This is a genomic window from Xanthomonas chitinilytica (assembly GCF_026107455.2).
In the GTDB taxonomy this organism is placed as follows: domain Bacteria; phylum Pseudomonadota; class Gammaproteobacteria; order Xanthomonadales; family Xanthomonadaceae; genus Stenotrophomonas; species Stenotrophomonas chitinilytica.
The window spans coordinates 73,685-100,410 of the sequence record NZ_JAPCHY010000008.1; the positions used below are offsets into that span (position 1 = coordinate 73,685).

Sequence of the window (26,726 nt, forward strand, 5' to 3'; positions counted from 1 at the left end):
GGCATCCGCAGCAAGGATGCGCCGGGTTCAGTCGGCCTTGTCGCCGTCCGGCGGCGGCAGTGCCTCGTCCTGCGCGGTCTCGCTGCCCGGCAGCCGCGGCCGGCTTTCCATCATCAGCGACAGCGCCGCCTTGGCCATCAGGTGCGCGCTGATCGGCGCGGTGATGAACAGGAACACGGTGATCAGCAGCTCGCGCGGCTGCGGGTCCTCGCCCAGCAGGATGTGGTAGCCGACCGAGCCGAGCAGCACGCAGCCCACGCCCAGCGTGCTGGCCTTGGTCGGCGCGTGCAGGCGCTTGAAGAACTCCGACAGCCGCACCAGTCCCAGCGCGCCGACCAGGATGAAGAAGCAGCCGACCATCAGCAGCAGCGACAGCGCGATCTGGATGGCGGTGATCATTCGACGATGTCCCGGCGCAGCACGTACTTGCTCAGCACCACGGTGCTGCCGAAGCCGAGCATGGCGATGACCAGCGCGGCCTCGAAGTACACCGCCGAGTTGAGGTACATGCCGAACAGCATCAGTTCGGCGATCGCGGTCACCGACAGCGTGTCCAGCGCGAGGATGCGGTCGGGCACGGTCGGGCCGCGCAGCAGCCGCCACAGCGCCAGCAGCATCGCCAGCCCGACCACGTGCATGCACACGACGATGGTGGTCTGGATGAACATGTGTCCGGTCATGGGAAGATCTCCATCAGCGGCGCCTCGTAGCGCGTCTTGATTTCCCGGATCAGCCCGTCCGGGTCGTCCAGGTGCAGCACGTGCACCAGCAGGTACTTGCGGTCGTCCGACAGCGCCGCCGAGACCGTGCCCGGGGTCAGCGTGATCAGGCTGGTCAGCGCGGCGATGCCGTGGATGTTGGCGATGTCCAGCGGCAGCCAGATGAAGCCGGGATGGATGCGGTGTTCCGGGCCCAGCACCTGGATAGCGACCCGGATGTTGGACATCAGGATGTCCCACAGGGTCACGCAGATCAGCCGGGGCAGCGGCCGCAGCGAGCCGATGCGCGCGAACTCGCGGTCCAGGCGCGCGGCGAACAGCGGTACCACCAGGCCCAGCACCAGGCCCAGCAGCGCCTGGCCGAGGTTGAAGCTGTCGGTCATCAGCAGCCAGAACACGAGGATGGTCGCGCTCAGCGGCAGCGACGGGAACAGGCGTCTGAGCGTCTTGCGGGGGCGGTTCATGGCTGCCTGATCTCCGGCGTGGTGGCGCGCAGGCCGTCCACGTACTGGCCCGGCTGCAGCAACTGGTCGGCGGTGGCGCGGGTATGCCGCATCAACGGTTCGGCGAACACGGTCATGGCGATGCCGTAACCCAGCAGCAACGCCACCGCGACCACCTCCACCGGCCGCGTCGGCGCGCGCCGGGGCGGCGGCGCATCGTCCTCGGCGGACGGCACCCGCCAGAACAGGCGGATGCCGGCGCGGGTGACGCCCATGATCACCATCAGCCCGCTGCCCAGCACGGCGGCCCACACCGCGGCGGTATGGCTGGCCGGCACGTCGGCCAGCAGCGCCGCCTTGGCCAGGAACCCGGACAGCGGCGGCAGGCCGGCCACCGACACCGCCGCCACCAGGAACAGCAGGCCGGGCGCGGTCTTGCCCGGCATCGGCGCGACGATCTCCTTGCGGTCGCTGGCGCCGCCGCGGCGGCGGCGGATCAGGTCGGCGATCAGGAACAGCGCCGCGGCCACGAAGGTGCTGTGCGGCAGGTAGTACAGGCCGGCCGACAGCACCCCGGCATTGCCCAGCGAGAAGGCGATGAACAGCGTGGCCGCCGACACCACCACCAGGTAGGAGATCAGCACCCGCAGCCGTGCCGCCGCCAGCACGCCCAGCCCGCCGAGCAGCAGCGTGGCCACGCCGGCCCACAGCAGCCAGTCGCGGCCGTAGCCGGCCATCGCGCCGGCGTCGTCGCCGAACCACAGCGTCTGCACCCGCAGCGCCGCGTACAGGCCGACCTTGGTCATGATCGCGAACAGCGCCGCCACCGCCGCCGGCGCGCGCGCATAGGCTTCCGGCAGCCACAGGTACAGCGGCAGCAGCGCCGCCTTGGAGCAGAACACCAGCAGCAGCAGGCCCAGCGTCGCCTTGACCAGCGGCAGGTGCGACGGCGGCACCTGGGCGATGCGCTGCGCCAGCTCGGCCATGTTGAGCGAGCCCAGGGTGGCGTACAGCAGCCCCAGCGCCACCAGGAACAGGGTCGAGGCGGTGACGTTGAACACCACGTAGTGCAGGCCGATGCGCATGCGCAGGCCGCGGCCGCCGCTGAGCAGCAGGCCGTAGGAGGCGATCAGCATCACCTCGAAGAACACGAACAGGTTGAAGATGTCGCCGGTGAGGAAGGCGCCGTTCAGGCCCACCAGCTGGAACTGGAACAGCGCGTGGAAGTGCGGCGCGCGCCGGTCCCAGCCCGAGCAGGCATGCAGCAGGCAGGCCACCGCCAGCAGCACGGTGGTGGCCAGCATCCATACCGACAGCCGGTCGGCCACCAGCGCGATGCCCAGCCGCGACGGCCAGTCGCCGAGCAGGTAGGCGAGGATGGCGCCGTCCTGGGTGCGCACGAACAGTTGCAGTACCGCTACCGCCAGCACCGTCAGGGTGGCGAAGGCGACGCTGCGCTGCACCTTGGGGCCGTAGCGGCGGTGCTCGACGAACAGCGACAGCGAAGCGCCGATCAGCGGGATCAGGATCGGCAGGATCACCAGGTGGTTCATGCGCGGCCCTCGCGGCCTTCGGCGGCGGCGCTTGCCGCCGGTTCTTCCTCGTGCGCGTCGACGTGGTCGCTGTGGTTGTCGCTGCGGCTGCGCATGGCCAGCACGATGCTCACCGCGGTCATCGCGAAGGCGATGACGATGGCGGTGAGCACCAGCGCCTGCGGCAGTGGGTCGGTGTAGTTGTCCAGGTTGCCGGCCACGCCTTCGCGCAGCACCGGCGCCTTGCCGTGCACCAGCCGGCCGCCGGCGAAGATCAGCAGGTTGGTCGCGTACGACAGGAAGGTCATGCCGAGGATCACGTCGAAGGTGCGCGCCCGCAACAGCAGGTACACCCCGATCGCGGTCAGCACGCCGATCGCGCTTGCCAGGGCCAGTTCCATCAGTGCATCTCCCCGGTCAGTGCCGAACGGCGGGTGGGATCGATTTCGCCCTTGCGGGCATTGCGCGTGCGCGAGGGCTTGATCGTGCCCATCATCGACAGGATCAGCATGGCGCCGCCGAACACCACCAGGTACACGCCGGTGTCGAAGCCCATGGCCGAGGCCAGCGGCACCTCGCCGACCAGCGGCAGGTGCAGGTCCAGGTGGCCGCTGGTCAGGAACGGCACGCCGAACAGCATCGAGGCGCAGCCGCTGACGATGGCCAGCAGCAGGCCGATGCCGATGCAGCGGATGTAGTCGAAGCCGAAGCGCGACTCGACCGAGGCGGTGCCCTGGATCACGTACTGGATCAGCAGCGGCACCGCCAGCACCAGCCCGGCGATGAAGCCGCCGCCCGGCGCGTTGTGGCCGCGCAGGAACAGGAAGATCGACACCGTCAGCGTCAGCGGGAACATGATCTGCGCCAGGTCGGCCGGCACCGGCAGCTTGATCGGCGGGCCGGGCATGATCTGCTCCGGCGCCATCCGCGAGCGCCGCAGCATCGCGTGCACCACCAGCGCGGCGATGCCGAACACGGTGATCTCGCCGAAGGTATCGAAGCCGCGGAAGTCCACCAGGATCACGTTGACCACGTTCTGGCCGTAGGCCTCGGGCAGCGAGCGCGCCAGCATCTCGCCGGCCATGGTGTTGCCCGGCAGGGTCATGGCGGTGTACGCCAGCGCGGCCAGCCCGGCGCCGGCGACCACGGCGATCAGCGCGTCGCGGCGCTGGCGCCAGCGCGAACGCTCCGGCGGCGACTGCGCCGGCAGGTAGTTCAGGCCCAGCAGCATCAGCACCAGGGTGACCATCTCCACCAGCAGCTGGGTCAGCGCCAGGTCCGGCGCCGACAGGAACACGAAGGTCAGGCTGACCATCAGGCCGACGCCGCCCAGCACGATGACCGCCAGCAGGCGCTGCCGGTACAGGAACAGCCCGGCGATGGCGCAGGCCATCATCACCAGCCACAGCGCCCAGCCCAGCAGCGGGATCGGCTGCGGCGCCGGCCACGCCGGCAAGGCCTGGCCGGCCGCGAACGGCGCGGCGGCCACCACCACCGCGCTCAGCACCAGCGCCAGCAGCATGCGCTGCAGGCTGCCGTTGGCCAGCCCCTGGGTCAGGCGCAGGGCGAAGCCGAACAGCGAATCCAGCTGCCAGCGGAACAGCTGGCGGCCCAGCGAGCGGCTGACCACCGCGTGCAGGTCGATCAACCGGCGCAGGCCGAAGTACAGGGCCACGCCGCCGACCACGCCGGCGATGCTCATCGCCAGCGGCAGGTTCCAGCCGTGCCAGATCGCCAGGCTGTACCCGGGCATGGCCTCGCCGAGGATCGCGCCGGCGCCGACGTGCAGCAGCGGGGCGATGGTCAGCGCCGGGGCGATGCCCACCGCCACGCACAGCAGCACCAGCACCTCGACCGGGATCTTCATCCAGCGCGGCGGCTCGTGCGGCACCGCATCCAGCTGCCGCGGCCCCTTGCCGAAGAAGGTCTCGTGCACGAAGCGCAGGCTGTAGGCCACGCCGAACACGCCGGCCAGCAGCGCCGCGGCGGACATCGCCAGCCGCATCGCGTGCGGGCCGGAGGCTTCCAGCGCCTCGGCGAAGAACATCTCCTTGGACAGGAAGCCGTTGAGCAGCGGGATGCCGGCCATCGCCAGCGAGGCGATGATCGCCAGCGCGCTGGTGAACGGCATGTAGCGGCGCAGGTTGCCCAGCCGGCGCATGTCGCGGGTGCCGGTTTCGTGGTCGATGATGCCGGCGGCCATGAACAGCGAGGCCTTGAACGTGGCGTGGTTGAGGATGTGGAACACGCCGGCCACCACCGCCATCGGCGTGGACAGCCCGAACAGCATGGTGATCAGGCCCAGGTGGGAGATGGTGGAATAGGCCAGCAGGCCCTTGAGGTCGTGCTGGAAGATCGCGTTCCAGGCGCCGATCAGCAGCGTCAGCGCGCCGATGCCGCTGACCAGGTAGAAGAACAGCTCGGTGCCGGACAGTACCGGGTGCAGCCGCGCCAGCAGGAACACGCCGGCCTTGACCATGGTGGCCGAGTGCAGGTACGCCGAGACCGGGGTGGGCGCGGCCATCGCGTGCGGCAGCCAGAAGTGGAAGGGGAACTGCGCGCTCTTGGTGAAGATGCCGGCCAGGATCAGCAGCAGCGCCCAGGGGTACAGGGCGCTGCCGCGGATGGCATCGCCGGCGGCGAGCACCGTATCCAGCTCGTAGCTGCCGACGATGCGCCCGATCAGCAGCACGCCGCCGAGCAGCGCCAGGCCGCCGCCGCCGGTGATGATCAGCGCCATGCGCGCGCCCTCGCGTGCGTCCTGCCGGTGCGACCAGAAGCCGATCAGCAGGAACGAGCTGATGCTGGTCAGCTCCCAGAACACCATCAGCAGCAGCAGGTTGCCCGACAGCACCATGCCCAGCATGGCGCCCATGAACAGCAGCAGGTAGCAGAAGAACCGCCGTGCGCTGTCCTGCGCGCTCAGGTAGTAGTGCGCGTACATCACCACCAGCGCGCCGATGCCCAGCACCAGCAGGGCGAACATCCACGCCAGCCCGTCCAGCCGCAGCGAGAACGCCAGCCCGATCTGCGGCAGCCAGTCGTGGCTGCTGCGGACCACGTCGCCGGCGAACACCGCCGGTGCCATCAGTGCCAGCACCGCCAGCCCCAGCAACGGCGCGGCGGCGGCGATCCAGGCGATGGCGGAGCGGGGCAGGTGCAGCGGGAGCGCGATGGCGGCGGCCATCAGGAACGGCAGCGCCAGCAGGATTTCGGGAAGCGGAGTCATGCAGGGAATACGCGATTCGCGAGCAGGCCGGCCAGTCTAGCAGGCGGCTTTTGCTCCCCGTAACCCGTTGTACCCGGTTGCCGCCGGTGGATTCAGCTGGCCGCGCCGCCGCCACGGGCGCGCGGGTCGCGCACCAGCAGGGTGTCGGTTTCCAGCACGGCGAGCAGGCGCTTGGCCACGCTGCCCAGCACCAGGTCGAACAGCGCGCCGCGGCCGTGGGTGCCGACGGCCACCAGTTCGATGTCGTGGTCGCGCACGTAGTCGCGCAGTATCCGCGCCGGCTCGCCGGGCTCGACGATCAGCGCCGCCTGCGCCGCCAGTTCCGGCGACAGGTCGGCGCCGTCCACCATCGCCCGCGCCTGTGCCCGTGCCTCGTCGCGGGCCTGGGTTTCCACCGCGGCGCGGTCGCCGGTCAGCAGGCCCAGGCGCGGCACCTCCAGGCCGTGCACCAGCGCCAGCCACAGCGGCGGGCCGAACAGGGCCAGCGCGGTATCCAGCGCCAGTTGCGAGGGTTCGGAGAAATCGCTGGCCACGGCCAGGTTGCGGTAGGGCGCGCGGGCGCGGCCGTGCACCACCAGCAGCGGCAGCGGCGAATGCTGCGCCAGCCACGACACGGTCGAACCCAGCACCTGCGGCTCGAACGCCTTGTCGCTGGCCAGCCCGGTCACGATCAGGCCGCAGCCTTCCTCGTGCGCCACCTGCAGCAGGGTGCGGCCGACATGGCCGTGCTCCACCCGCAGCTTGAGCGGGGGCGGGGCGGCCAGTTCGCCCAGGTCGCGCAGCAGGCGGCGTTCGGCCAGCCGTTGCGGCGACAGGCGCTGCTGCCACGACGGGCTGCCGAGCATGTCCTCGAACAGTTCCTGGTCCTGTTCGGCGGGAACTACCGTGGCCACCACCAGCCGCGCGCCCCATTGCCCGGCCAGCTGCACCGCGCGGTCCAGCGCGCGGTCGCAGCGTGCGCTGAGGTCGGTGGCCAGCAGGATGGAAGCCGGTGGCGCGGCGCGGGAGGCGGTCTGGGTCATGGTTCCGTGTCGTCGGGGGACGCCCGCAGTCTACCCAACCCGGTGCGCGCGGCATGATCGCCTATCCTGTGGCGATGATTCCGATGCAAGACCCCGAAGACGCGACCACCGCCGGCAACCCGCCGCGCGCGCTGGTGTTCGGCGGCAGCGGCCAGATCGGCGAACGCCTGATCGGCAACCTGCGCGCCGCCGGCTGGCGGGTGCTGGCGCTGTCGCGCCGTCCGCGCGCGCAGGACGGCGTGGAATGGCGGGTCGGCGACCTGTCGCGGCCGTGGCCGGCGCCGGAACGCTTCGACGCGATCTTCAGCTGCGGCCCGCTCGACCACTTCGCCCGCTGGTATGCGGATGCGCCCGTGCAGGCGCCGCGGGTGGTGGCGTTCGGCTCCACCAGCGTCGAGGTCAAGCAGGCGTCGTCCGAAGCCGGCGAGCGCGATGTCGCCCGGCGGCTGCAGCAGGCCGAGACGCAGCTGCTGGCCGCCGCCGCCGCGCGCCAGGCCGCGGCCACGGTGCTGCGGCCGACCCTGGTGTACGGCGCCGGCCGCGACAGGACCCTGACCGCGATCGCCGCGCTGGCCCGCCGCAGCGGCCTGTTCGTATTGCCGGCCAGCGCCACCGGGCTGCGCCAGCCGGTGCACGTGCAGGACCTGGCCGATGCCGCGCTGGCGGTGCTGCCGCGGCCGGTCACCGCCGGACGCGCGTATGCGCTGGGCGGCGGCGAGGTGCTGGCGTACGCGGAGATGGTGCGGCGGGTGCTGGACACGCTCTCGCCGCGTCCGCGGCTGTGGCGGATACCGCACGGGCTGTTCGCGTTCGTCCTGCGCCTGGCGCATGCCGGCGGTCGCCTGCGCGGCATGAACGCAGCGGCGCTGCAGCGCATGGGCGAGGACCTGGTGTTCGACCTGGAGCCGGCCCGCCGCGATTTCGGCTATGCGCCGCGCCCGTTCGTGGCCGAGGCGGCGATGTTCGCCGCGCCGGCCGACGCGGCTCAGTAGCGCCAGCCCATCTGCCGGTAGCCCTTGGCCAGCACCCAGATCGGGCCGATCAGCAGGTACACCAGGTCGGTCAGGAAGCTGGGGCGGCGGCCCTCGATCTTGTGGCCGATGAACTGCGCGATCCAGGCCACCACGAACACCGCCACCGCCAGCCAGAACAGGCCGCGCAGGCCGATTTCCGCTTCCAGCAGCCGGCACACGCAGCCGCTGACGAAGAAGATCGCCAGCATTCCCAGTCCCAGCCGCCGCGACAGGCGGTTGTAGAACGCCCATGCGCCGAACATCGCCAGCGCCGCCCAGATGCCGTTCTGGAACCAGGTGATCAACGGCGGCAGGCACCACAGCAGCGCGATCACCGACCACAGGATGGCCGGCACCGCGACCACGTGGATGGCCTGGTTGGTGGCGTTGCGATGGTCGCCGGAGTAGCTGGCGAAATAGCGGTCGATCGGCCGCGCGCTGCTCATGTCCATGATTCCCTCCCAGGAAGGACCGCAGGATAGCGTGCGGCGCCGCCGGCGTGCCTGTCTGCGGGAGGCGTGGCCGTGGGGAAGGCGGTGGCGCGGCGGCGTCCCGGCAACGACCGGGCCGGGGCCATTGCAGGCGCGGGCACCGGGCACCGGGCAGCGCCGGCGCCCGCGTGCCGGCTCAGCCGATGTGGATCCCGGCCAGCTTCTGCAGCGCCTCGGCGTACTTGTCGCGGGTGCGGGCGATCACCTCGGCCGGCAGCGCCGGGCCAGGGGCGGTCTTGTCCCAGTCCAGCGTTTCCAGGTAGTCGCGCACGAACTGCTTGTCGTAGCTCGGCGGGCTGGTGCCGACCTGGTACTCGTCGGCCGGCCAGTAGCGCGAGGAGTCCGGGGTCAGCATCTCGTCCATGATGTACAGGCGGCCGTCGGCATCGGTGCCGAACTCGAACTTGGTGTCGGCCAGCAGGATGCCGCGCTCGGCGGCGAACTCGGCGGCGAACTTGTAGATGCGCAGGGTGGCGTCGCGCACGCGCTCGGCCAGTTCCGCACCCACCGCCTTGACCATCGCGTCGAAATCGATGTTCTCGTCGTGGTCGCCCACCGCCGCCTTGGTGGACGGGGTGAAGATCGGCTCGGGCAGCTTCTGCGCCTGCTGCAGGCCGTCGGGCAGCTCGATGCCGCTGACCTTGCCGGTGCGCTGGTAGTCCTTCCAGCCGCTGCCGATCAGGTAGCCGCGGGCGATGGCTTCCACCGGCACCGGCTTGAGCCGCCGCGTCACCACCGCGCGCCTGGCGTACAGCGCCGGGTCCACGCCCTCGGGCAGCACCGCGGCCACGTCGATGCCGGTGAGGTGGTTGGGCATCAGGTGCGCGGTCTTGGCGAACCAGAAGTTGGACACCTGGCACAGCATCTCGCCCTTGCCGGGGATCGGGTCGGGCAGCACCACGTCGAAGGCGGACAGGCGGTCGGTGGCGACCATCAGCAGGTAGTCGCCGGGAGGGGCGTCGGCGGGCAGGCGTTCGCGCGGGATGTCGAAGACGTCGCGCACCTTGCCGCGGTGGCGCAAGGGCAGGCCGGGGAGATCGGATTGCAACAGCGTGGTCGGCACGGGCACTCCTGGGACTTGGCGTTGATGGCCGTCGGCGCAGGACCCGGGGGGCCCGCGGCTTGGCGGCGGGCGGCCTAGTGTAAAGCGGTCCGGGCCGGCTGTGACGTAAAATGTGGCTTCTTTGTCACCCAGGCCGCCGGACGACCATGCGCTGGTACGGAAAACTGCTCGGATTCATCGCCGGTGCCCTGCTGTTCCGGCCCAATCCGCTGTTCGGCGCGCTGGTCGGGCTGTTGATCGGCCACGCCTTCGACGCCGACTGGTTCCGGCTCGGCCGCGACAGCCCGTACCGCGAACTGGGCGTGCCCCCCGATGCCACCGACGCCGAGGTCGACCTGGCCTACCGCCGGCTGATTTCCCAGTACCACCCCGACAAGGTCGCCGGCGCCGCGCCGGACCTGCGCCAGCAGGCGGAGAAGAAGGCGCGCCGCATCAACGCCGCCTACGACCGGATCAAGAACCTGCGCAAGCGCTGAAGGCCCCCTGCCATGTCCAACTGCATCATCGCCCCGTCCATCCTTTCCGCCGACTTCGCCAGGCTGGGCGAGGAGGTGGACAACGTGCTCGCCGCCGGTGCCGACTGGGTGCACTTCGACGTGATGGACAACCATTACGTGCCCAACCTGACCATCGGCCCGATGGTGTGCCAGGCGCTGCGCAAGCACGGCGTCACCGCGCCGATCGACGTGCACCTGATGGTCGAGCCGGTGGACCGCATCATCCCCGACTTCGCCGAGGCCGGCGCCAGCATCATCAGCTTCCACCCGGAGGCCTCGAAGCACGTCCACCGCACCATCCAGCTGATCAAGTCGCACGGCTGCAAGGCCGGGCTGGTGCTCAACCCGGCCACGCCGGTGGAAGTGCTGGACTGGGTGCTGGACGACCTGGACCTGGTGCTGCTGATGTCGGTCAACCCGGGCTTCGGCGGCCAGGCGTTCATCCCCTCCACGCTGGACAAGCTGCGCGCGGTGCGGGCGATGATCGACAAGCGCGGCAAGCCGGTGCGGCTGGAGATCGACGGCGGGGTGAAGGCCGACAACATCGGCGCCATCGCCGCGGCCGGCGCCGATGCCTTCGTCGCCGGCTCGGCGATCTTCAACGCGCCGGACTACGCGCAGGTGATCGCCGCCATGCGCGCCAACGTCGCCGCCGCACGCGGTTGAGGCCGGCGCCGTGGCCGCATTGAACATCCGCCCGGCCACGGCCGACGACGCAGCGCTGATCCTGCGTTTCATCCACGAGCTGGCGATCTACGAGAAGGCCGAATCGTCGGTGCAAACCGACGAGGCGGGCATCCGCGCCAGCCTGTTCGGCACCGATGCCACCGCCCATGCGCTGGTCTGCGAGGCCGACGGCGTGGCCATCGGCTATGCGGTGTACTTCTTCAACTATTCCACCTGGCTGGGCCGCAACGGCCTGTACCTGGAAGACCTGTACGTGAGCCCGGAACATCGCGGCAGCGGCGCCGGCAAGGCCCTGCTGCGGCACCTGGCGCGGATCGCGGTAGCGAAGGAGTGCGGGCGCTTCGAGTGGTCGGTGCTGGACTGGAACGCGCCGGCCATCGCCTTCTACGAGGCCGCCGGCGCACGGCCGCAGGACGCGTGGACCGTATACCGGATGGAGGGCGAGGCGCTGCGGTGCTTCGCCGAAGGCTGACGTGGGTCCGGTCGCGACTGACGTCGCTCCTACAAGCGGCAGCCGTTGTAGGAGCGACGTCAGTCGCGACCGAACCTTCCCCGGACAAAACCAAAAAAAGGCCGCGATGTCGCCATCGCGGCCCCGGGGAATAGTCGGAGGCTGATCCTGCCTCCCTCCGTCGTCCCTGCTATGGCCTTCCATTCTCCCGGCCCTCGATGACAGGACGATGACGTTCACTGCCGGCATACGCCGGCTTGCTAGCCTGCGCGCTCTTTCGCGCAGGAGCCGTGCATGGTCCGGAACCGCTGGTGGCTGATCCTCAACGGCAAGTCGGCCGGCGACGACGAGGTGCGCGAGGCGGTCGCGGCGATGCGTGCGGCCGGCTGCGAAGTGCAGGTGCGGCTCACCTGGGAAGGCGGCGATGCCCGGCGTTGCGTGGACGAGGCCATTGCCGCCGCGGCGGAAACGGTCGTCGCCGGCGGCGGCGACGGCACCCTGAGCGAGGTGGCCGCGGCCCTGGCCGATCGCGAAGAGCACGCCGCGGCGCTGCCGGGCCTGGGCCTCGTGCCGCTGGGCACGGCCAACGATTTCGCCACCGCGGCCGGCCTGCCGGCGTCGCCGCTGGCCGCGCTGCAATCGCTGGCCGGGAGCCGGCCGGTGCCCATCGACCTGCTGCGGATCGAGGCCAACGGACAGGTCCGCTGGTGCGCCAACCTGGCCAGCGGCGGCTTCGGCACCGAGGTGACGGTGGAGACCGCCGAGGGGCTGAAGAGCATGCTGGGCGGACTGGCGTACGTGATCACCGGCATCTCCCGGCTGGGCCGGATCGAACCGGTCCAGGCCCGCTTCCACGGGCCGGATTTCGCCTGGCAGGGCGGCTTCATCGCCCTGGGCATCGGCAACGGCCGCCAGGCCGGTGGCGGCCAGGTGCTGTGCCCGGAGGCGATCCTGGACGACGGCCTGCTGGACCTGACCATCGTGCCCGAGCTGTCGGGCGAAGTGCGCGCCACGCTCGCCGCGCTGGTCGCCGGCGGCAGGGAAGCGGCGCTGGAACGGCTGGCCGAACGCCGGCAACTGCCGTGGCTGCGGATCGACGCGGCCGAACCGCTGACCCTCAACCTCGACGGCGAACCGCTGCAATCGGCGCATTTCCGCATCGAGTGCGTGCCGCGGCGGATCCGCATGCACCTGCCGGCGGATTGCGTGTTGTTGTCCGGATCCTGACCGGCGAGGGGACAGGAGGGGCCGGCAGGATTGTTCGCGGCATGGGCGCTTCGACGAGGTGAACCGGCAACGGAAAAGAACGGCATCGCAACCGGCGGTCGATCTCGCTGCGGAACAGCAGGAACGGGAGGCCCGGCAACACCACGCGCGAAGCATGGCCTGACGCCTCGCGCCGCCGGGCGGAAGCTCCTCCGCGGCCGGCCTGTCGCCGAAGGCTTCCATCGTGTGGTTGCCGCGGGCCGTTCGTGGGCCGCTGTCGCCGGCGGCCGCGCGCTGGCCCCTGGCGGGAAGGGTGTCCTCCGCCGATGCCAGCCCGCTTCAGGGTCCTCGAAAGTCACGGTTGCAACCATGCCTGGCGGCCAGTGGGCCGCGGGAATCGGGGTTTCGCCGTGCCGGAACCTGCGGTACAGTCGCCCGGTGTCCACTCTGACGACCCCGCATACCCTTTCTTCCGCTCGCCGCTGGTGGCGATGGTGGCCCGTTGCCGTCGTCCGTACCGCCACCGTCGTTTCCCGGAAGGAAAGTCGTCTTGATCACGCAAGAGCAGTTCTCGCAGCAGGCCGCTGAAGGCCACACCCGCATCCCCGTCGTCCGCGAAGTGCTGTCCGACCTGGACACGCCGCTCTCGGTCTACCTGAAGCTCGCCGACGGCCCGCACACCTACCTGTTCGAATCGGTCGAGGGCGGCGAACGCTTCGGTCGCTATTCGATCATCGGCCTGCCGGCACGGCGGGTCTATACCTTCCACGGCCATACCCTGAGCGTGCGCGAGCACGGTCGCTTGGTCGAAAGCCGCGAGGTCGCCGATCCGTTCGCCGAGGTCGAAGCGCTGCGCTGCGCGCATTCGGTGCCCAAGCTCGATGGGCTGCCCGGCTTCACCGGCGGCCTGGTCGGCTGGTTCGGCTTCGAGTGCATCGGCTACATCGAGCCGCGGCTGGCGCCGCCGGCCGGCCGCGACGAACTGGGCACGCCGGACATCCTGCTGCTGCATTCGGAAGAGCTGGCGGTGTTCGACAACCTCAAGGGCCGCCTGTACCTGATCGTGCATGCCGATCCGCGCGAGCAGGGGGCATGGGACGAGGCGCAGGCGCGCCTGGACGGCCTGGTCGCCAAGCTGCGCGCCCCCGGCGCCGGCTACCCGGCGCCGATCGCCAGCGACGCGCTGGACGAGAATGATTTCGTCTCCGGCTTCACCCGCGAGGGCTTCATCGCCGCGGTCGACAAGTCCAAGGAATACATCCGCGCCGGCGACATCTTCCAGGTGGTGTTGAGCCAGCGCCTGAGCATCCCGTTCAAGGCGCGCCCGGTGGACGTCTACCGGGCGCTGCGCGCGCTCAATCCTTCGCCGTACATGTATTTTCTCGACGTCGGCGACGTGCAGGTGGTGGGCTCCTCGCCGGAGATCCTGGTGCGGCTCCAGGACGGCGAGGTCACGGTGCGCCCGATCGCCGGCACGCGTCCGCGTGGTGCCACGGTGGAAGAGGACAACGCACTGGAAGCCGAGCTGCTGGCCGATCCGAAGGAACGCGCCGAGCACCTGATGCTGATCGACCTGGGCCGCAACGACGCCGGTCGCGTCTCGCAGGCCGGCACGGTGGAGGTGGGCGAGCAGTTCGTGATCGAGCGCTACAGCCACGTCATGCACATCGTCAGCGAGGTCACCGGCCGGCTGCAGCCGGGCCTGAGCTATGCCGACGTGCTGCGCGCCACGTTCCCGGCCGGCACCGTCAGCGGCGCGCCGAAGATCCGCGCGCTGGAAGTGATCCGCGAGCTGGAGCCGATCAAGCGCAACGTCTACGCCGGCAGCATCGGCTACATCGGCTGGCATGGCGATGCCGACACCGCCATCGCCATCCGCACCGCGGTGATCAAGGACGGCCGCCTGCACGTGCAGGCCGGCGCTGGCATCGTCCACGACTCGGACCCGGACAAGGAATGGGACGAGACGATGAACAAGGGGCGCGCGCTGTTCCGTGCGGTGGCGCAGGCGGCGCAGGGATTGTGAATACCCAACCGGAGAGCGGGACATGAAGAGCATCATTGCCGCGGCTGTGCTGTCGCTGGCGGCGCTGGGTGCGCAGGCGCAGTCGATCAGTGGCCAGCCTTTCATCGCCGTGCATGGCACGGCGAAGGCGGAGGTGGTGCCGGACATCTTCCCGCTGGAAATCACCTTGTCGGAAACCAGCAAGGACGCCGCCAGGACGCAGGCGCTGATCGAGGGCCTTGCGCGGCAGATCATCGAGCTGACGCAGGCGATGGAGATGGCCGACCGCGACGTGACCCTGTCCAACCTCGATGTGTCGCCGGAATACCGCTACAACGACAAGGACGACACCGAGACCTTTCTCGGCAACACCTACCAGCGGCAGATCAAGCTGCGTTTCCACACGCTGGCGGATCTGCAGAAAATGATTTCCTCGCTGCCGCAGGTCAGGCAGGTGCGCCTGAACACCGGCAGCTTCGCAACGTCGCAAGCGGACGAACTGCGCCGCCAGTTGCTGACGCAGGCGGTGGAGGATGCGCGCAAGACCGCCGACATCATGGCGGCGGCCGTGGGCAGGCGGATCGGCACGGTCCACAACATCTCCAACCAGGGGTTCAACGTCCGCTATGTCACGTCCGATGAATACTCGAGGCAGTCGCTGGATAGGGTGATGGTGACCGGCTCGAAGATCGGCGCTCCCGTGGCGTTGCGCGAAGGCAGCATCCAGCTCGACCAGAACGTCTACATCATCTACACCCTGGTCGATTGAGGTGATCGAATGCTCTTGATGATCGACAACTACGACAGCTTCACCTACAACCTCGTGCAGTACCTGCAGACGCTGGGTGCCGAGGTGAAGGTGGTGCGCAACGACGCCTTGGGCGTGGACGAGATCGCCGCACTGGCGCCGAGCCACATCGTCGTCTCGCCCGGCCCGTGCACGCCCAACGAGGCGGGCGTGTCGCTGGAGCTGATCCGGCGGCTGGGGCCGTCCACGCCGATCCTGGGCGTATGCCTGGGCCACCAGAGCATCGGCCAGGTCTACGGTGGGCAGGTGATCCGCGCCGGCAACATCATGCACGGCAAGACCTCGCCGATCCGGCACCAGGGCAAGGGCGTGTTCGCCGGCCTGCCGGACCGCTACCAGGCCACCCGCTACCACTCGCTGGTGGTGGACAAGACGGCACTGCCGGACTGCCTGGAAGTCACCGCCTGGACCGAGAACGAAGACGGTTCGGTCGAGGAGATCATGGGCCTGCGCCATCGCGAACATCCGGTGGAAGGCGTGCAGTTCCATCCCGAGTCGATCCTCACCGAGCATGGCCACGCGCTGCTGAAGAACTTCCTGGAGCGGCAGTGACACGGTTGCGCGGCCTTGCCGTCCTCGTCGTGCTGCTGTGGGGCGCGGATGCGGCCGCCGCGACGGTTGCGTCCGGCCGCCAGTGTTCGGCGGACGCGCTGCAGCAGGCGCGCAGGCTGCTGGCCTTCCACGTCGACAACGACGAGCGCGCGGAAGTGCTGCCGGAGGTGGAGGCATTGCCCTCCATCGTCAATCCAGCCAACTCCCGGCAGCGCTTCGACGTGCTGCAGGTATGGGGTTCGGTCTACAAGGGCCAGTACCGCATGCGCCTGGAGTACTACCGTTCCGGCGATTCCTGCGTGCTGATGGGGCAGGAAATCCTCGAGCACGCCTCCCTCTGATCCACAACGGAATTCCCATGTCCATTTCCCCCCAGGAAGCCCTGCAGCGCACCATCGAGCATCGCGAGATCTTCTTCGACGAGATGGTCGACCTGATGCGGCAGGTCATGCGCGGCGAGGTGTCGCCGGTGATGACCGCGGCCATCCTCACCGGCCTGCGCGTGAAGAAGGAAACCGTCGGCGAGATCGCCGGCGCGGCCACGGTGATGCGCGAGTTCGCGCTGCCGGTGGCGGTGGCCGACAAGACCCACCTGGTCGACATCGTCGGCACCGGCGGCGACGGCTCGCACACGTTCAACATTTCCACCTGCGCCATGTTCGTGGCCGCGGCGGCCGGCGCCAGGGTCGCCAAGCACGGCAACCGCAGCGTGTCGTCCAAGTCCGGCAGCGCCGATGCGGTGGAAGCGCTGGGTGCGGCGATCGAACTGCAGCCGCAGCAGGTGGCGCAGCTCATCGCCGAGACCGGGATCGGCTTCATGTTCGCGCCGATGCACCACCCGGCGATGAAGGTGGTGGCGCCGGTGCGGCGCGAAATGGGCGTGCGCACCATCTTCAACATCCTCGGCCCGCTGACCAACCCGGTCGGCGCCACCAGCGTGCTGATGGGTGTGTTCCACCCGGACCTGGTCGGCATCCAGGCGCGGGTACTGCGCGAGCTGGGCACCGAGCGCGCGCTGGTGGTGTGGGGGCGCGACAACATGGACGAGATATCGCTCGGCGCCGGCACCCTGGTCGGCGAACTGCGCGACGGCAAGGTGCGCGAGTACGAGATCCACCCGGAGGACTTCGGCATCGCCATGTCGGCCAGCCGCAACCTCAAGGTCGCCGGGCCGGAGGAGTCGATCGCGATGCTGCGCGGCGTGCTCGACAACCAGCCCGGCCCGGCGCTGGACATCGTCGCGCTCAATGCCGGCGCCGCGCTGTATGCGGCCGGCGTGGCCGGCGACATCGCCGACGGCCTGGCCCGCGCGCGCGCGGTGCTGGCCGACGGCAGCGCCCGCATGCGCATGCAGCAGTACGTGGAAGCCACCCGCCGGATCGCCGGCGGCGCCTGAAGCGGCCTTCATCCGATCGACCGCCATGGCCGATAATGGCCGGCCTTCAGGACCCGAAAGACGATGAGCGACATCCTCAACACCATCCTCGCCCGCAAGACGCAGGAAGTGGCCGAGCGCAGCGCCCGCGTGCCGCTGGCCGAACTGGCCGCGCGCGCGGCCGATGCCTCGCCGGTCCGCGGTTTCGCGCAGGCGCTGAAGGCCGCCATCGGCAACGGCGACCCGGCGGTGATCGCCGAGGTGAAGAAGGCCAGCCCGTCCAAGGGCGTGATCCGCGCCGATTTCCATCCCGGCGACATCGCCGTGAGCTACGAATTCGGCGGTGCCAGCTGCCTGTCGGTGCTGACCGACGTCGACTTCTTCCAGGGCGCCGACGCCTACCTGCAGCAGGCGCGCGAGGCGTGCACGCTGCCGGTGTTGCGCAAGGATTTCGTGATCGATCCGTACCAGGTGTACGAGGCGCGCGTGCTCGGCGCCGACTGCATCCTGCTGATCGTCTCGGCGCTGGACGACCGCCAGCTGGCCGGGCTGTCCGATCTGGCGCTGCAGCTGGGCATGGACGTGCTGGTGGAAGTGCACGACATCGACGAGCTGGAACGCGCCATCCAGGTGCCGGTGCCGCTGGTGGGCATCAACAACCGCAACCTGCGCACCTTCGAGGTGTCGCTGGAGACCACGCTGGAGATGCGTTCGGCGGTGCCGCGCGACCGCCTGCTGGTCACCGAGAGCGGCATCCTGGCGCCGGCCGACGTGCAGCGCATGCGCGATGCCGGCGTCAACGCGTTCCTGGTCGGCGAGGCCTTCATGCGCGCCGAGGAGCCGGGCGAGGCCCTGCGTCAGCTATTCTTCCCGAATGACTGAGACCTATCCGACGCCGCGCGACGACGCGCCGCTGATCGTTTTCGATTTCGACCACACCCTGTACGACGGCGATTCGGGCAGCCACCTGTTCGCCTGGCTGATCCGCCGCAATCCGCTGCGCCTGCTGGCGGCGCTGCTGGCCACGCCGGTCCTGGGGCCGCTGGTGGCGATGTTGCCGACCCGTCGCCGCGGCATCTCCGGCTATGTCTGGATCGCCACCTTCGGCCTGCACCGCGCACGCGAATTCAACACGGTGATCGACCGCTACGTGCTCAGGCACGAGGAGGAGATCCGTCGCCGGCTGCTGCCGCGTGCGCTGGAGGTGTTCGCTCGCCACCGTGCCGCCGGCGACCGCGTGGTGGTCGCCACCGGCGCGCCGCCGGAACTGGCGCGCGCCATCCTCGCCTTCGTCGCCCACCACGGCGTGCCGGTGATCGGCAGCCAGGTCGGGCCGCGGCTGGGCGCGGTGACCGCCACCCGCCACTGCCACAACGAAGAGAAGATGCGGATGCTGCGCGAGCGCGGCTACGGCGACATCGACGTCGCCTATTCGGACAGCAGCGCCGACCTGCCGCTGCTCAAGGCCGCCAGGGCGCCGGTGGTGGTGAACCCGAAGCGCTCGCGGGTGTCGATGTTCCGCCAGGTGCTGCCGGCCGGTACCCCGATCCTCAACTGGGGCTGCCGCGACCGCGGCGGCGACCCGGTCGCCTGAGTCGTTCAGGTCGCGCCGCGCAGCCGCATCAGCGCGTGGCCGATCTGGAACAGGCTGATCGAGAGCACCAGCACGCCCACCGCCACCAGCACCCAGCGCTCGCGCACCCGCTTGACCAACACCGCCGCCACCGGCGCGGCCATCATGCCGCCGATCATCAGCCCGGCGACGATCGGCAGGTGCTGCAGGCCCATCGACAGCAGGAAGGTGGCGGAGATCGCCACGGTGACCACGAATTCGGCCGCGTTGACGGTGCCGATGGTGGTCCGCGCCTGGCCGCCGCGCGCCAGCAGGGTGGACGTGGCCACCGGCCCCCAGCCGCCACCGCCGCTGGCGTCGAGCAGGCCGGCGGTGAAGCCCAGCACCGGCACCCGCTGTACTTCGCGCTTGGGGATCAGCCGGCCGGCGGCCCGCAGCAGGATCATCACCGCCAGTCCCAGCAGGTACAGATAGATGAACGGACGGACCAGGTCGCCGGGCAGCTGCGTGAGCACATAGGCGCCGATGACGCCGCCCAGCGCCCCGGGCAGGGCCAGGCGCAGGAACAGTTTGCGATCGACATTGCCGGCGGCCAGGTGCGAGGCCCCGGATGCCCCGGTGGTGAACACTTCGGCGGTATGGATGCTGGCGCTCACCGCCGCCGGCGGCAGTCCCATGCTCAGCAGCACCGAGGAGGACACCAGCCCGAACGCCATGCCCAGCGCGCCATCCACCAGTTGCGCGGCCAGGCCGATCAGGATGAACCAGTAGAACTCGCTGCCCAATTCCATGCCCCAGCCTGCGGGCAAGGGCAGGGCGGGTCAAGGCAGGAGCGCCGGGCCGACCGCCGGCAGCGGAGTAGGCGGGGATGTGATCCCGGCAGGCTTTCCGGGGAGTCTGAGGAGGCGGGAGGTGCCAAGATTGATGCGCCCTACCCCCGCTTGGGAGGGGGCTGCGAGCGAAACCCACAGCTCAAATAGCCCCCTTTGGTAAGGGGGGGCGCGCCGACAGGCGCGGGGGTGAGGGTGGCCTGCTTGCGCGGCACTGCCGCGCAGGCCATCCGAACGCCCGGCGTGCTACGCCGGGCCGGGGGAGGACAAATCCGAAGCCGGGGCCAATGTTTGCTTCGCAAACATTGGCGGTAATTTGCGGATACGGATTACCGCGTCCCGTACAGCACCACGGTCTTGCCCCGGGCGTGCAGCAGGCCGTCGGCCTGCAGCTTCTTCAGCACCCGCCCGGCCATCTCGCGCGAGCAGCCGACCAGCCGCGCCAGCTCCTGGCGCGAGACCCGCAGCTGGGTTCCCTGCGGGTGGCTCATCGATTCCGGCTCCTTGGCCAGGTCGTGCAGGGTGCGCACGATCCGGTCGGTCACGTCCAGGAAGGCCAGCCGGCTGGCCTTGCGGCTGGTATGCAGCAGGCGCTTGGAAATCTGCGAGCCGATGGCGTAGAGCAGGCGCGGGGCGTCGGCCGACAGCGGGCCCAGGAACAGCTGGTGCAGCCGCTCGTAGCTGATCTCGGCCAGTTCGCAGGGGGTGCGGGTGCGCAGGATCACCTCGCGCTTGTCCGACTCGATGAACAGGCCCATTTCCCCGACGAACTCGCCGCTGCCGAAGTAGCCCAGCACCAGCTCGCGGTCGTCCTCCTCCTCGGCGATGATGCTCACCGAGCCGCTGATCACGTAATAAAGGGTGCCGGCCGGATCGCCCGGGCGGAAGACGTCGGTGCGCGTCGGGTAGCGACGGCGATGACTGTGGGCCAGAAAGCGGTCAATGGTGGCTATGTCCAGCGTTAGCGGACTGGTAGCAAGGCGCACGGTCGACACGGTATGGGTAGTCCCTAAGGTCATGGTGGCTTCACAGCGAGAATGAGGAAGCTTAACGACGACGGTTGCAAGGGGCAAACATGAGTACCGGCGCACGTTTCGCCGGGGCGCCATTTGCCCCATAATTGATCCTTTCCCGCCATTCACAGGATCGACCGCCGTGGTCAAGCCGTTGCCTCGCCTGAGGTTGCAGGGTTTCAACAACCTCACCAAGGCGCTGAGCTTCAACATCTACGACGTCTGCTATGCGCGTACCGAAGAGGAACGCCAGCGCTACATCGAGTACATCGACGAAGAATACAACGCCGATCGTCTCACGCAGATCCTCACCGATGTGGCCGAGATCATCGGCGCCAACATCCTGAACATCGCCCGCCAGGACTACGACCCGCAGGGTGCCTCGGTGACGATCCTGATCTCCGAAGAGCCGGTGATCGACAAGAAGCAGGCCGGCAAGGAACTGATCTCCGACGCGGTGGTGGCGCACATGGACAAGAGCCACATCACCGTCCATACCTATCCGGAGACCCATCCGCAGGAAGGCATCGCCACCTTCCGCGCCGACATCGACGTGGCCACCTGCGGCGTCATTTCGCCGCTGAAGGCGCTGAACTACCTGATCGAGAGCCTCGAGTCGGACATCGTGATCATGGACTACCGCGTCCGTGGCTTCACCCGCGACGTGAAGGGCAAGAAGCACTTCATCGACCACAAGATCAACTCGATCCAGAACTTCCTGGCCAAGAACATCAAGTCGCGCTACGAGATGTTCGACGTCAACGTCTACCAGGAAAACATCTTCCACACCAAGATGCACCTGAAGGACTTCGACCTGGACCAGTACCTGTTCGAGGAGAAGGCCAAGAACCTCTCGTTCAAGGAGCGCATGAAGATCGAGGCGTTGTTGCGCCGCGAGATCGAGGAACTGTTCCACGGCCGCAACCTGGTCGAGTGACGGTTACATGAGGTTCGGGTGGGGCTTGCTAGCCTTGCCCTGCTGAATCAAGGCGGGACGGCCCGCCCCGTGGAGCGATCCGCGGACCACAGCCGACGGCGGCCCGGTGCGAAAGCACCGGGCCGTTTTCTTTGCTGCTTCTCCCATCCGGGGAGAGGCGGCGTGTTTCCCGGATGGCCCTGTTGCCGCTCGGGAAGCCCGCGACTGACGCCGCTCCTGCAGGCGGCAGGGAGGCTGTCGTAGGAGCGACGTCAGTCGCGACCGCCCCGGCGGAGCCCCGGTCCCTGTATCCCGTTATCGAGGAGTGTCCTGCAATGCCCTGGATCTACCTGTTGCTGGCCGGCGTGTTCGAGATCGGCTTCGCGTTGGGCCTGAAGTACAGCGAAGGATTCACCCGGCTGTGGCCGAGCGTGGGCACCGTGGTGTTCGCCGGCATCAGCCTGTGGCTGCTGACCCAGGCGATGAAGAGCATCCCGGTCGGGACCGCCTACGCGATCTGGACCGGTATCGGTGCCATGGGCGTGGCGGTGCTGGGCATCTTCCTGTTCAACGACAGCGCCTCGCCGGCCCGCCTGGCCTGCGTGGCGCTGATCGTGGCCGGTGTGGTCGGCTTGAAGCTGGCGTCGTAGTCATGGCCGCTTCGCGGCCATGACCCCCAAGGTTTGCGCAGCAAACCTTGGGCCCCGACTCCGGGTTTGCCTATCCCCCGCCTTCGGCGCGCCCCTTAACAGAAGGGGCTCTACTCCAGATGGCTTCAGGGGCTTTGCTCCTCTTCCGCCGTAGGGGCAGTAGAAGAGAGGGGTGAGGAGGGCGTCGGCTCAGGGCCGGTAGGCGACGATCTTCATGACCCTGGGAGCCGGCGCTATCGCCGTCGAGGCGGGCCTGCTTCGCGGCCATGACCCCCAAGGTTTGCGCAGCAAACCTTGGGCCCCGACTCCGGGTTTGCCTATCCCCCGCCTTCGGCGCGCCCCTTAACAGAAGGGGCTCTACTCCGGATGGCTTCAGGGGCTTTGCTCCTCTTCCGCCGTAGGGGCAGTGGAAGAGAAGGATGGGGAGGGCGTCGGCTCAGGGCCGGTAGGCGACGATCTCCATGACCCTGGGAGCTGGCGCTGTCGCCGTCGAGGCGGGCCCGCTTCGCGGTCATGACCCCCAAGGTTTGCGCAGCAAACCTTGGGCCCCGACTCCGGGTTTGCCTATCCCGCGCCTTCGGCGCGCCCCTTAACAGAAGGGGCTCTACTCCAGATGGTTTCAGGGGCTTTGCTCCTGCTTCCGCGGCAGGGGCGATAGAAGGAAGGGCAAGGAGGGGAGGGGCTCAGAGCCGGTAGGCGATGGTCTTCATGACCCTGGAGGCCAGCGCCATCGCCGCCGGGATCGGCTGCGGCAGGATGCGCGCGCCGGCCTGTTCGGCGTGGTCGGCGTGGCGGGCCTCGTCGATCTTCATCACCTTGAGGATCTCGCGGCTGCGCAGGTCCGGCGGCGGCAGGGTTTCCAGGTGCTCGTCCAGGTGCGCCTCGACCTGGCGTTCGGTCTCCACCACGAAGCCCAGGTTCCAGCCGTCGCCGCGCAGGCCGGCCAGGGTGCCGATGGTGTAGCTGCCGGCGTACCAGAGCGGGTTGAACAGGCTCGGGCGGCTGCCCAGTTCCTGCAGGCGCTCGGCGCACCAGGCCAGGTGGTCGGTTTCCTCCTGGGCGGCCTCGAGCAGGTGTTCGCGGGTGGCCGGGTCGCGCGCCACCGCGGCCTGGCCGAAGTACAGGCCCTGGGCGCAGACCTCGCCGACATGGTTGATCCGCATCAGGCCGGCGGCATGACGGCGTTCGCGCTCGTCCAGCACCGTGTCCGGGGTGGATGCCGCCGGATAGGGGCGGGCCGCCGGCGGATTGCCGAACACGGTGTCCAGCGCGCGCTGGGCCTCGGTCAGGACGTGGTCCAGCGGGGTGGTCTGGCGGAGTGCGGTCATGGTCTCGATCGTGCGGCGTGGGGCTGGTCGCCGATTCTCGCCCCCGCGCCGGGTACTGCCAAGCGCGGCCCCGAGGGAGGGGAGTCGGCCGGTTGCGCGGCCGGGCGCCAGTGCGTACAATCCCGCCTCTTGCGTTTCACAATTCACAACGCGTGGCAGAGTTCCGGCAGCCGCACCGCCGCAATGAGCCCGACCTACCGAGTTCTTTCATGAGCACTTTCACTGCAAAGTCCGAGACCGTCCAGCGCGACTGGTATCTCGTCGACGCCGACGGCAAGACGCTTGGCCGTCTGGCCACCGAACTGGCCCGCCGCCTGCGCGGCAAGCACAAGCCGGTCTATACCCCCCACGTTGATACCGGCGACTACCTGGTCGTCATCAATGCAGAAAAGATTGCCGTCACCGGCAAGAAGCTGCAGGACAAGAAGTATCACCGTTTCACCGGCTACATCGGCAACCTGAAGACCGAGACCCTGGCCCAGGCGCTGGAGCGCCACCCGGAGCGCGTCATCGAGATCGCCGTCAAGGGCATGCTGCCGAAGGGCCCGCTGGGCCGCGCCATGTACCGCAAGCTCAAGGTGTACTCGGGTTCCGAGCACCCGCACGCCGCTCAGCAGCCGCAAGTTCTGGATATCTAATCATGGCTATCACGCAAAACTACGGCACTGGCCGCCGCAAGTCCTCCACCGCCCGCGTGTTCCTGCGCAAGGGCACCGGCAACATCACCGTCAACGACCGTCCGCTGGACGAGTTCTTCGGCCGTGAGACCGCGCGCATGATCGTGCGCCAGCCGCTGGAGCTGACCAACAACACCGAAAGCTTCGACATCAAGGTCACCGCCTCCGGCGGCGGCACCACCGGCCAGGCCGGTGCGATCCGCCTGGGCATCGCCCGCGCGCTGGTCGAGTACGACGAGTCGCTGAAGTCCGAGCTGCGCAAGGCCGGCTTCATGACCCGCGACGCCCGCGAAGTCGAGCGCAAGAAGGTCGGTCTGCACAAGGCCCGCCGCGCCACCCAGTTCTCCAAGCGCTGATCCCTGGTGCCTGGTCCGGGGCCGCTTGCGGCCCCGCTGGGAACACGCAAAAGCCCGGCTTCGGCCGGGCTTTTGCCGTTCATGCACCTGTGCTTTCCCCTGGTGGGCAGGTGGCGGGGCAAAAAGAAAGGCCCGATCTTTCGATCGGGCCTTTCTGGTGTATGGCTGCCCCGGATGGATTCGAACCACCGAATGCCTGAGTCAGAGTCAGGTGCCTTACCGCTTGGCGACGGGGCAATGCGTGCGTGCGATTATCGCACGTCCCGTAATCGGATCCAAGGTCCGATGGTGGCTATGGGTGGACTCGAACCACCGACCCCAGCATTATGAGTGCTGTGCTCTAACCGGCTGAGCTACATAGCCTAGGGAGCCGGTAATTCTGGTGGCCGAGCCGGCGTCTGTCAATACCTTTGCATGAAGCTTGTGGCCCGGCGACGGCCATGGCAGAGTCCCTGCAGTAGATTTTTTCAGGAGTCCGCATCGTGATCGATCCGGACGGCTATCGACCCAACGTCGGCATCGTGCTGATGCGGCAGGACGGGCAGGTGTTCTGGGCACGACGCGTGCGCCGGGATGGCTGGCAGTTCCCGCAAGGCGGCATGAACACCGACGAAACGCCGGTCGAGGCCATGTATCGCGAGTTGCAGGAAGAAACCGGGCTGCTGCCCGAACATGTCGAAGTGCTGGGCGCCACGCCCGGTTGGCTGCGCTATCGCCTGCCGAGCCGGGCGATCCGCCGCAACGAGCGCCAACTGTGCATCGGCCAGAAGCAGGTGTGGTTCCTGCTGCGCCTGACCGGCGACGAATCCCATGTCAGCCTGGACCAGACCGACAGCCCGGAGTTCGACCACTGGCGCTGGGTCGATTTCTGGTACCCGGTCGAGCACGTGGTGATGTTCAAGCGCAGCGTCTATGCGCGCGCGCTGCGGCACCTGGCGCCACTGGCGCGCGGGATCGCCGGTGCCGGCGTGCAGGCCATGCCCAAGTCGGCGCAGGAGGCGTGGCTGCCCGGCAGCAGCGCCGGCCACGACCGGCCGCGCAAGCGGGCGCGGCGTCCGGGCAGCGGCTGGGTCAAGCGGATCAATAACGATTAACGACAGAAATTGACAACCATTCTCGTTTGCGTTTGAATGGCGCCAGGCCAATCGGGGCCTGTCGAGCGCGATCCTCACGTGTACGTTTGCATCTGTAACGGGGTTACCGACCACCAGATCCGCGAGGCGGCCGAAAGCGGCTGCCAGAGCGTGTCGGAGCTGACCATGCGCACCGGGTGCGGTTCCAACTGCGGCTCCTGCCTGGACATGGCGGCGGGGCTGCTGGAACAGGCCCGCAGCAGCCGCACCTTGTCGCTGCCGGTGCTGGGCATGGCCAAGGCCGCCTGAGCGGGCGGCCCGGCTCCATCCCCGCCGGGGCATCTCCGGCCAACCGCGCCGCCACTTCCGGCAAACGCGGGTTAATGATCACGATTCGCGTTCCTTCATCGGCATTGCCGAAGCGCTAGAGTGCGCCCGTTACAACTGCGGGAGCTATCGCAATGAAGGGCGACGCCAAGGTCATCGAATTCCTCAACAAGGCGCTCTACAACGAGCTGACCGCCATCAACCAGTACTTCCTGCACGCCAAGATGCTGAAGAACTGGGGGCTGATGGAACTGTCCCAGCACGAGTACAAGGAATCGATCGACGAGATGAAGCACGCCGACGTGCTGTCCGATCGCATTCTTTTCCTCGAAGGGCTGCCGAACTTCCAGGCGCTGGGCAAGCTGCGCATCGGCGAGAACCCCACCGAGATCCTCAAGTGCGACCTGGCGCTGGAGCGCGAGGGCGTGGTGCTGCTGCGCGAAGCGGTGGCGTATGCCGATTCGATCGGCGACTACGTCAGCCGCCAGTTGTTCGTGAGCATCCTCGAGTCCGAGGAAGAGCACATCGACTGGCTGGAGACCCAGCTCGACCTGATCGACCGCATCGGCGAGCCGAACTACCTGCTGACCAAGCTGGAAGACTGAGGCCCCGCCCGCAGCCTGCCGCACCCGGAGCATCCTGCCCGCGTGCGGCGCCGGCCGGTGGCGGCGCTGCGGCGCATCCGGCGTGCGCCTTGCGCTCGCCGGGCGGCAGATCCGCCAATGCCTGTGGCCGCTTCGGTTCGGCCTTTGCCGCGGAACGCCCAGCAAACCTCGTCGTCCGCGCAGGCGGAGATCCAAGGGCTTGCCTGCGATGCCGGGTGGAGCCCGGTTGTTCTCCAACCACTGCTCCACCCGCACGAAAGTCGCTGGATGGCTCTTGCTTCGCGC

General features: G+C 68.9%; 31 protein-coding genes and 2 tRNA genes. 19 read left to right on the plus strand and 14 right to left on the minus strand.

Annotated features, from left to right (window positions below; genetic code table 11):
• Positions 1–27: 27 nt before the first annotated feature.
• The 7 genes from OK345_RS10285 to OK345_RS10315 all read right to left on the minus strand — a co-directional run bounded on the left by OK345_RS10285 (position 28) and on the right by OK345_RS10315 (position 6,945).
• Positions 28–399, minus strand: a complete 372-nt coding sequence (locus OK345_RS10285; RefSeq protein ID WP_265127881.1) for a Na+/H+ antiporter subunit G — start codon at positions 397–399, stop codon at positions 28–30.
• The gene (locus OK345_RS10290) at positions 396–680 is read right to left on the minus strand and encodes a K+/H+ antiporter subunit F (protein WP_265127882.1); all 285 of its coding nucleotides are present in this window, start codon (positions 678–680) and stop codon (positions 396–398) included. The genes OK345_RS10285 and OK345_RS10290 overlap by 4 nt, the downstream gene beginning before the upstream one ends.
• Positions 677–1,183 (minus strand): Na+/H+ antiporter subunit E, encoded by a 507-nt coding sequence (locus OK345_RS10295; RefSeq protein ID WP_265127883.1) that lies wholly within the window; start codon positions 1,181–1,183, stop codon positions 677–679. The genes OK345_RS10290 and OK345_RS10295 overlap by 4 nt, the downstream gene beginning before the upstream one ends.
• Positions 1,180–2,715 carry a monovalent cation/H+ antiporter subunit D gene (locus tag OK345_RS10300; protein WP_265127884.1) on the minus strand — a complete coding sequence of 512 codons (1,536 nt, stop codon included), beginning with the start codon at positions 2,713–2,715 and terminating at the stop codon, positions 1,180–1,182. Before OK345_RS10300 ends, OK345_RS10295 begins: the two co-directional genes overlap by 4 nt.
• Complete coding sequence (locus OK345_RS10305) at positions 2,712–3,095, minus strand: Na+/H+ antiporter subunit C (RefSeq protein WP_265127885.1); 384 nt, start codon at positions 3,093–3,095, stop codon at positions 2,712–2,714. Before OK345_RS10305 ends, OK345_RS10300 begins: the two co-directional genes overlap by 4 nt.
• A complete protein-coding gene (locus OK345_RS10310) occupies positions 3,095–5,923 on the minus strand; it encodes a monovalent cation/H+ antiporter subunit A (RefSeq protein WP_265127886.1) in 2,829 nt (942 codons plus the stop codon). Before OK345_RS10310 ends, OK345_RS10305 begins: the two co-directional genes overlap by 1 nt.
• 92 nt (positions 5,924–6,015) lie before the next feature.
• A complete protein-coding gene (locus OK345_RS10315) occupies positions 6,016–6,945 on the minus strand; it encodes a universal stress protein (protein WP_265127887.1) in 930 nt (309 codons plus the stop codon).
• Between the two features lie 74 nt (positions 6,946–7,019).
• Between OK345_RS10315 and OK345_RS10320 the strand changes: the two genes are divergently transcribed.
• Positions 7,020–7,937: an SDR family oxidoreductase gene (locus OK345_RS10320; protein WP_425510963.1), complete on the plus strand. Its 918-nt coding sequence runs from the start codon at positions 7,020–7,022 to the stop codon at positions 7,935–7,937.
• On the opposite strand, the gene OK345_RS10325 is transcribed toward OK345_RS10320, so the two are convergent.
• Positions 7,931–8,410 (minus strand): Mpo1 family 2-hydroxy fatty acid dioxygenase, encoded by a 480-nt coding sequence (locus OK345_RS10325; protein ID WP_265127889.1) that lies wholly within the window; start codon positions 8,408–8,410, stop codon positions 7,931–7,933. The genes OK345_RS10320 and OK345_RS10325 overlap by 7 nt on opposite strands.
• Positions 8,411–8,585: 175 nt before the next feature.
• Complete coding sequence (locus tag OK345_RS10330; protein ID WP_265127890.1) at positions 8,586–9,512, minus strand: phosphoribosylaminoimidazolesuccinocarboxamide synthase; 927 nt, start codon at positions 9,510–9,512, stop codon at positions 8,586–8,588.
• Positions 9,513–9,658: 146 nt separating this feature from the next.
• Here OK345_RS10330 and OK345_RS10335 point away from each other — a divergent pair, with 146 nt between their 5' ends.
• The 11 genes from OK345_RS10335 (at position 9,659) to OK345_RS10385 (ending at position 18,687) form a co-directional block, all read left to right on the plus strand.
• Positions 9,659–9,988, plus strand: coding sequence for a J domain-containing protein (locus OK345_RS10335; RefSeq protein ID WP_265127891.1), 330 nt, complete (start codon positions 9,659–9,661; stop codon positions 9,986–9,988).
• 12 nt (positions 9,989–10,000) lie between these two features.
• Positions 10,001–10,675 carry a ribulose-phosphate 3-epimerase gene (gene rpe / locus OK345_RS10340; RefSeq protein WP_265127892.1) on the plus strand — a complete coding sequence of 225 codons (675 nt, stop codon included), beginning with the start codon at positions 10,001–10,003 and terminating at the stop codon, positions 10,673–10,675.
• A gap of 10 nt (positions 10,676–10,685) precedes the next feature.
• On the plus strand, positions 10,686–11,168 hold the full coding sequence (locus tag OK345_RS10345; protein ID WP_265127893.1) for a GNAT family N-acetyltransferase: 483 nt from the start codon (positions 10,686–10,688) through the stop codon (positions 11,166–11,168).
• A 273-nt stretch (positions 11,169–11,441) separates the two neighbouring features.
• Positions 11,442–12,374 carry a lipid kinase YegS gene (gene yegS, locus OK345_RS10350; RefSeq protein ID WP_265127894.1) on the plus strand — a complete coding sequence of 311 codons (933 nt, stop codon included), beginning with the start codon at positions 11,442–11,444 and terminating at the stop codon, positions 12,372–12,374.
• Positions 12,375–12,903: 529 nt separating this feature from the next.
• The gene (gene trpE / locus OK345_RS10355; RefSeq protein WP_265127895.1) at positions 12,904–14,379 is read left to right on the plus strand and encodes an anthranilate synthase component I; all 1,476 of its coding nucleotides are present in this window, start codon (positions 12,904–12,906) and stop codon (positions 14,377–14,379) included.
• Positions 14,380–14,401: 22 nt separating this feature from the next.
• Positions 14,402–15,127 (plus strand): SIMPL domain-containing protein, encoded by a 726-nt coding sequence (locus OK345_RS10360; protein ID WP_265127896.1) that lies wholly within the window; start codon positions 14,402–14,404, stop codon positions 15,125–15,127.
• A 9-nt stretch (positions 15,128–15,136) separates the two neighbouring features.
• On the plus strand, positions 15,137–15,718 hold the full coding sequence (locus OK345_RS10365) for an anthranilate synthase component II (RefSeq protein WP_265127897.1): 582 nt from the start codon (positions 15,137–15,139) through the stop codon (positions 15,716–15,718).
• The gene (locus tag OK345_RS10370; RefSeq protein ID WP_265127898.1) at positions 15,715–16,059 is read left to right on the plus strand and encodes a hypothetical protein; all 345 of its coding nucleotides are present in this window, start codon (positions 15,715–15,717) and stop codon (positions 16,057–16,059) included. The genes OK345_RS10365 and OK345_RS10370 overlap by 4 nt, the downstream gene beginning before the upstream one ends.
• Positions 16,060–16,076: 17 nt before the next feature.
• Positions 16,077–17,114 (plus strand): anthranilate phosphoribosyltransferase, encoded by a 1,038-nt coding sequence (trpD, locus tag OK345_RS10375; RefSeq protein ID WP_265127899.1) that lies wholly within the window; start codon positions 16,077–16,079, stop codon positions 17,112–17,114.
• 63 nt (positions 17,115–17,177) lie between these two features.
• A complete protein-coding gene (gene trpC, locus OK345_RS10380) occupies positions 17,178–17,975 on the plus strand; it encodes an indole-3-glycerol phosphate synthase TrpC (protein ID WP_265127900.1) in 798 nt (265 codons plus the stop codon).
• Positions 17,968–18,687, plus strand: a complete 720-nt coding sequence (locus OK345_RS10385; RefSeq protein ID WP_265127901.1) for a haloacid dehalogenase-like hydrolase — start codon at positions 17,968–17,970, stop codon at positions 18,685–18,687. Before trpC ends, OK345_RS10385 begins: the two co-directional genes overlap by 8 nt.
• Positions 18,688–18,692: 5 nt before the next feature.
• Here OK345_RS10385 and OK345_RS10390 read toward each other — a convergent pair whose 3' ends face one another.
• Positions 18,693–19,457 carry a sulfite exporter TauE/SafE family protein gene (locus OK345_RS10390; RefSeq protein ID WP_265127902.1) on the minus strand — a complete coding sequence of 255 codons (765 nt, stop codon included), beginning with the start codon at positions 19,455–19,457 and terminating at the stop codon, positions 18,693–18,695.
• 368 nt (positions 19,458–19,825) lie between these two features.
• Positions 19,826–20,515 carry a cAMP-activated global transcriptional regulator CRP gene (gene crp, locus OK345_RS10395; protein WP_265127903.1) on the minus strand — a complete coding sequence of 230 codons (690 nt, stop codon included), beginning with the start codon at positions 20,513–20,515 and terminating at the stop codon, positions 19,826–19,828.
• Between the two features lie 136 nt (positions 20,516–20,651).
• Here crp and speD point away from each other — a divergent pair, with 136 nt between their 5' ends.
• Complete coding sequence (gene speD / locus OK345_RS10400; RefSeq protein WP_265127904.1) at positions 20,652–21,446, plus strand: adenosylmethionine decarboxylase; 795 nt, start codon at positions 20,652–20,654, stop codon at positions 21,444–21,446.
• A 314-nt stretch (positions 21,447–21,760) separates the two neighbouring features.
• The gene (sugE, locus tag OK345_RS10405) at positions 21,761–22,075 is read left to right on the plus strand and encodes a quaternary ammonium compound efflux SMR transporter SugE (protein WP_265127905.1); all 315 of its coding nucleotides are present in this window, start codon (positions 21,761–21,763) and stop codon (positions 22,073–22,075) included.
• A gap of 683 nt (positions 22,076–22,758) precedes the next feature.
• Here sugE and coq7 read toward each other — a convergent pair.
• Complete coding sequence (coq7, locus tag OK345_RS10410; RefSeq protein ID WP_265127906.1) at positions 22,759–23,403, minus strand: 2-polyprenyl-3-methyl-6-methoxy-1,4-benzoquinone monooxygenase; 645 nt, start codon at positions 23,401–23,403, stop codon at positions 22,759–22,761.
• A 209-nt stretch (positions 23,404–23,612) separates the two neighbouring features.
• On the opposite strand from coq7, the gene rplM reads away from it, so the two are divergent.
• Together rplM and rpsI are read left to right on the plus strand one after the other, a co-directional pair.
• The gene (gene rplM / locus OK345_RS10415; protein WP_265127907.1) at positions 23,613–24,041 is read left to right on the plus strand and encodes a 50S ribosomal protein L13; all 429 of its coding nucleotides are present in this window, start codon (positions 23,613–23,615) and stop codon (positions 24,039–24,041) included.
• Positions 24,042–24,043: 2 nt separating this feature from the next.
• Positions 24,044–24,436, plus strand: a complete 393-nt coding sequence (gene rpsI / locus OK345_RS10420; protein ID WP_265127908.1) for a 30S ribosomal protein S9 — start codon at positions 24,044–24,046, stop codon at positions 24,434–24,436.
• 162 nt (positions 24,437–24,598) lie between these two features.
• Here the strand turns inward: rpsI and OK345_RS10425 are convergent.
• Together OK345_RS10425 and OK345_RS10430 are read right to left on the minus strand one after the other, a co-directional pair.
• Positions 24,599–24,673, minus strand: a tRNA-Gln gene (locus OK345_RS10425).
• A 49-nt stretch (positions 24,674–24,722) separates the two neighbouring features.
• A tRNA-Met gene (locus OK345_RS10430) sits at positions 24,723–24,799 on the minus strand.
• Between the two features lie 119 nt (positions 24,800–24,918).
• On the opposite strand from OK345_RS10430, the gene OK345_RS10435 reads away from it, so the two are divergent.
• The 3 genes from OK345_RS10435 (at position 24,919) to bfr (ending at position 26,441) form a co-directional block, all read left to right on the plus strand.
• Positions 24,919–25,530 carry an RNA pyrophosphohydrolase gene (locus OK345_RS10435; RefSeq protein ID WP_265127909.1) on the plus strand — a complete coding sequence of 204 codons (612 nt, stop codon included), beginning with the start codon at positions 24,919–24,921 and terminating at the stop codon, positions 25,528–25,530.
• Positions 25,531–25,608: 78 nt separating this feature from the next.
• A complete protein-coding gene (locus OK345_RS10440) occupies positions 25,609–25,818 on the plus strand; it encodes a (2Fe-2S)-binding protein (protein ID WP_265127910.1) in 210 nt (69 codons plus the stop codon).
• A 152-nt stretch (positions 25,819–25,970) separates the two neighbouring features.
• Entirely contained in the window at positions 25,971–26,441 is a 471-nt protein-coding gene (gene bfr, locus OK345_RS10445; RefSeq protein WP_265127911.1) for a bacterioferritin, read from the plus strand.
• The last annotated feature ends 285 nt before the right edge of the window (positions 26,442–26,726 follow it).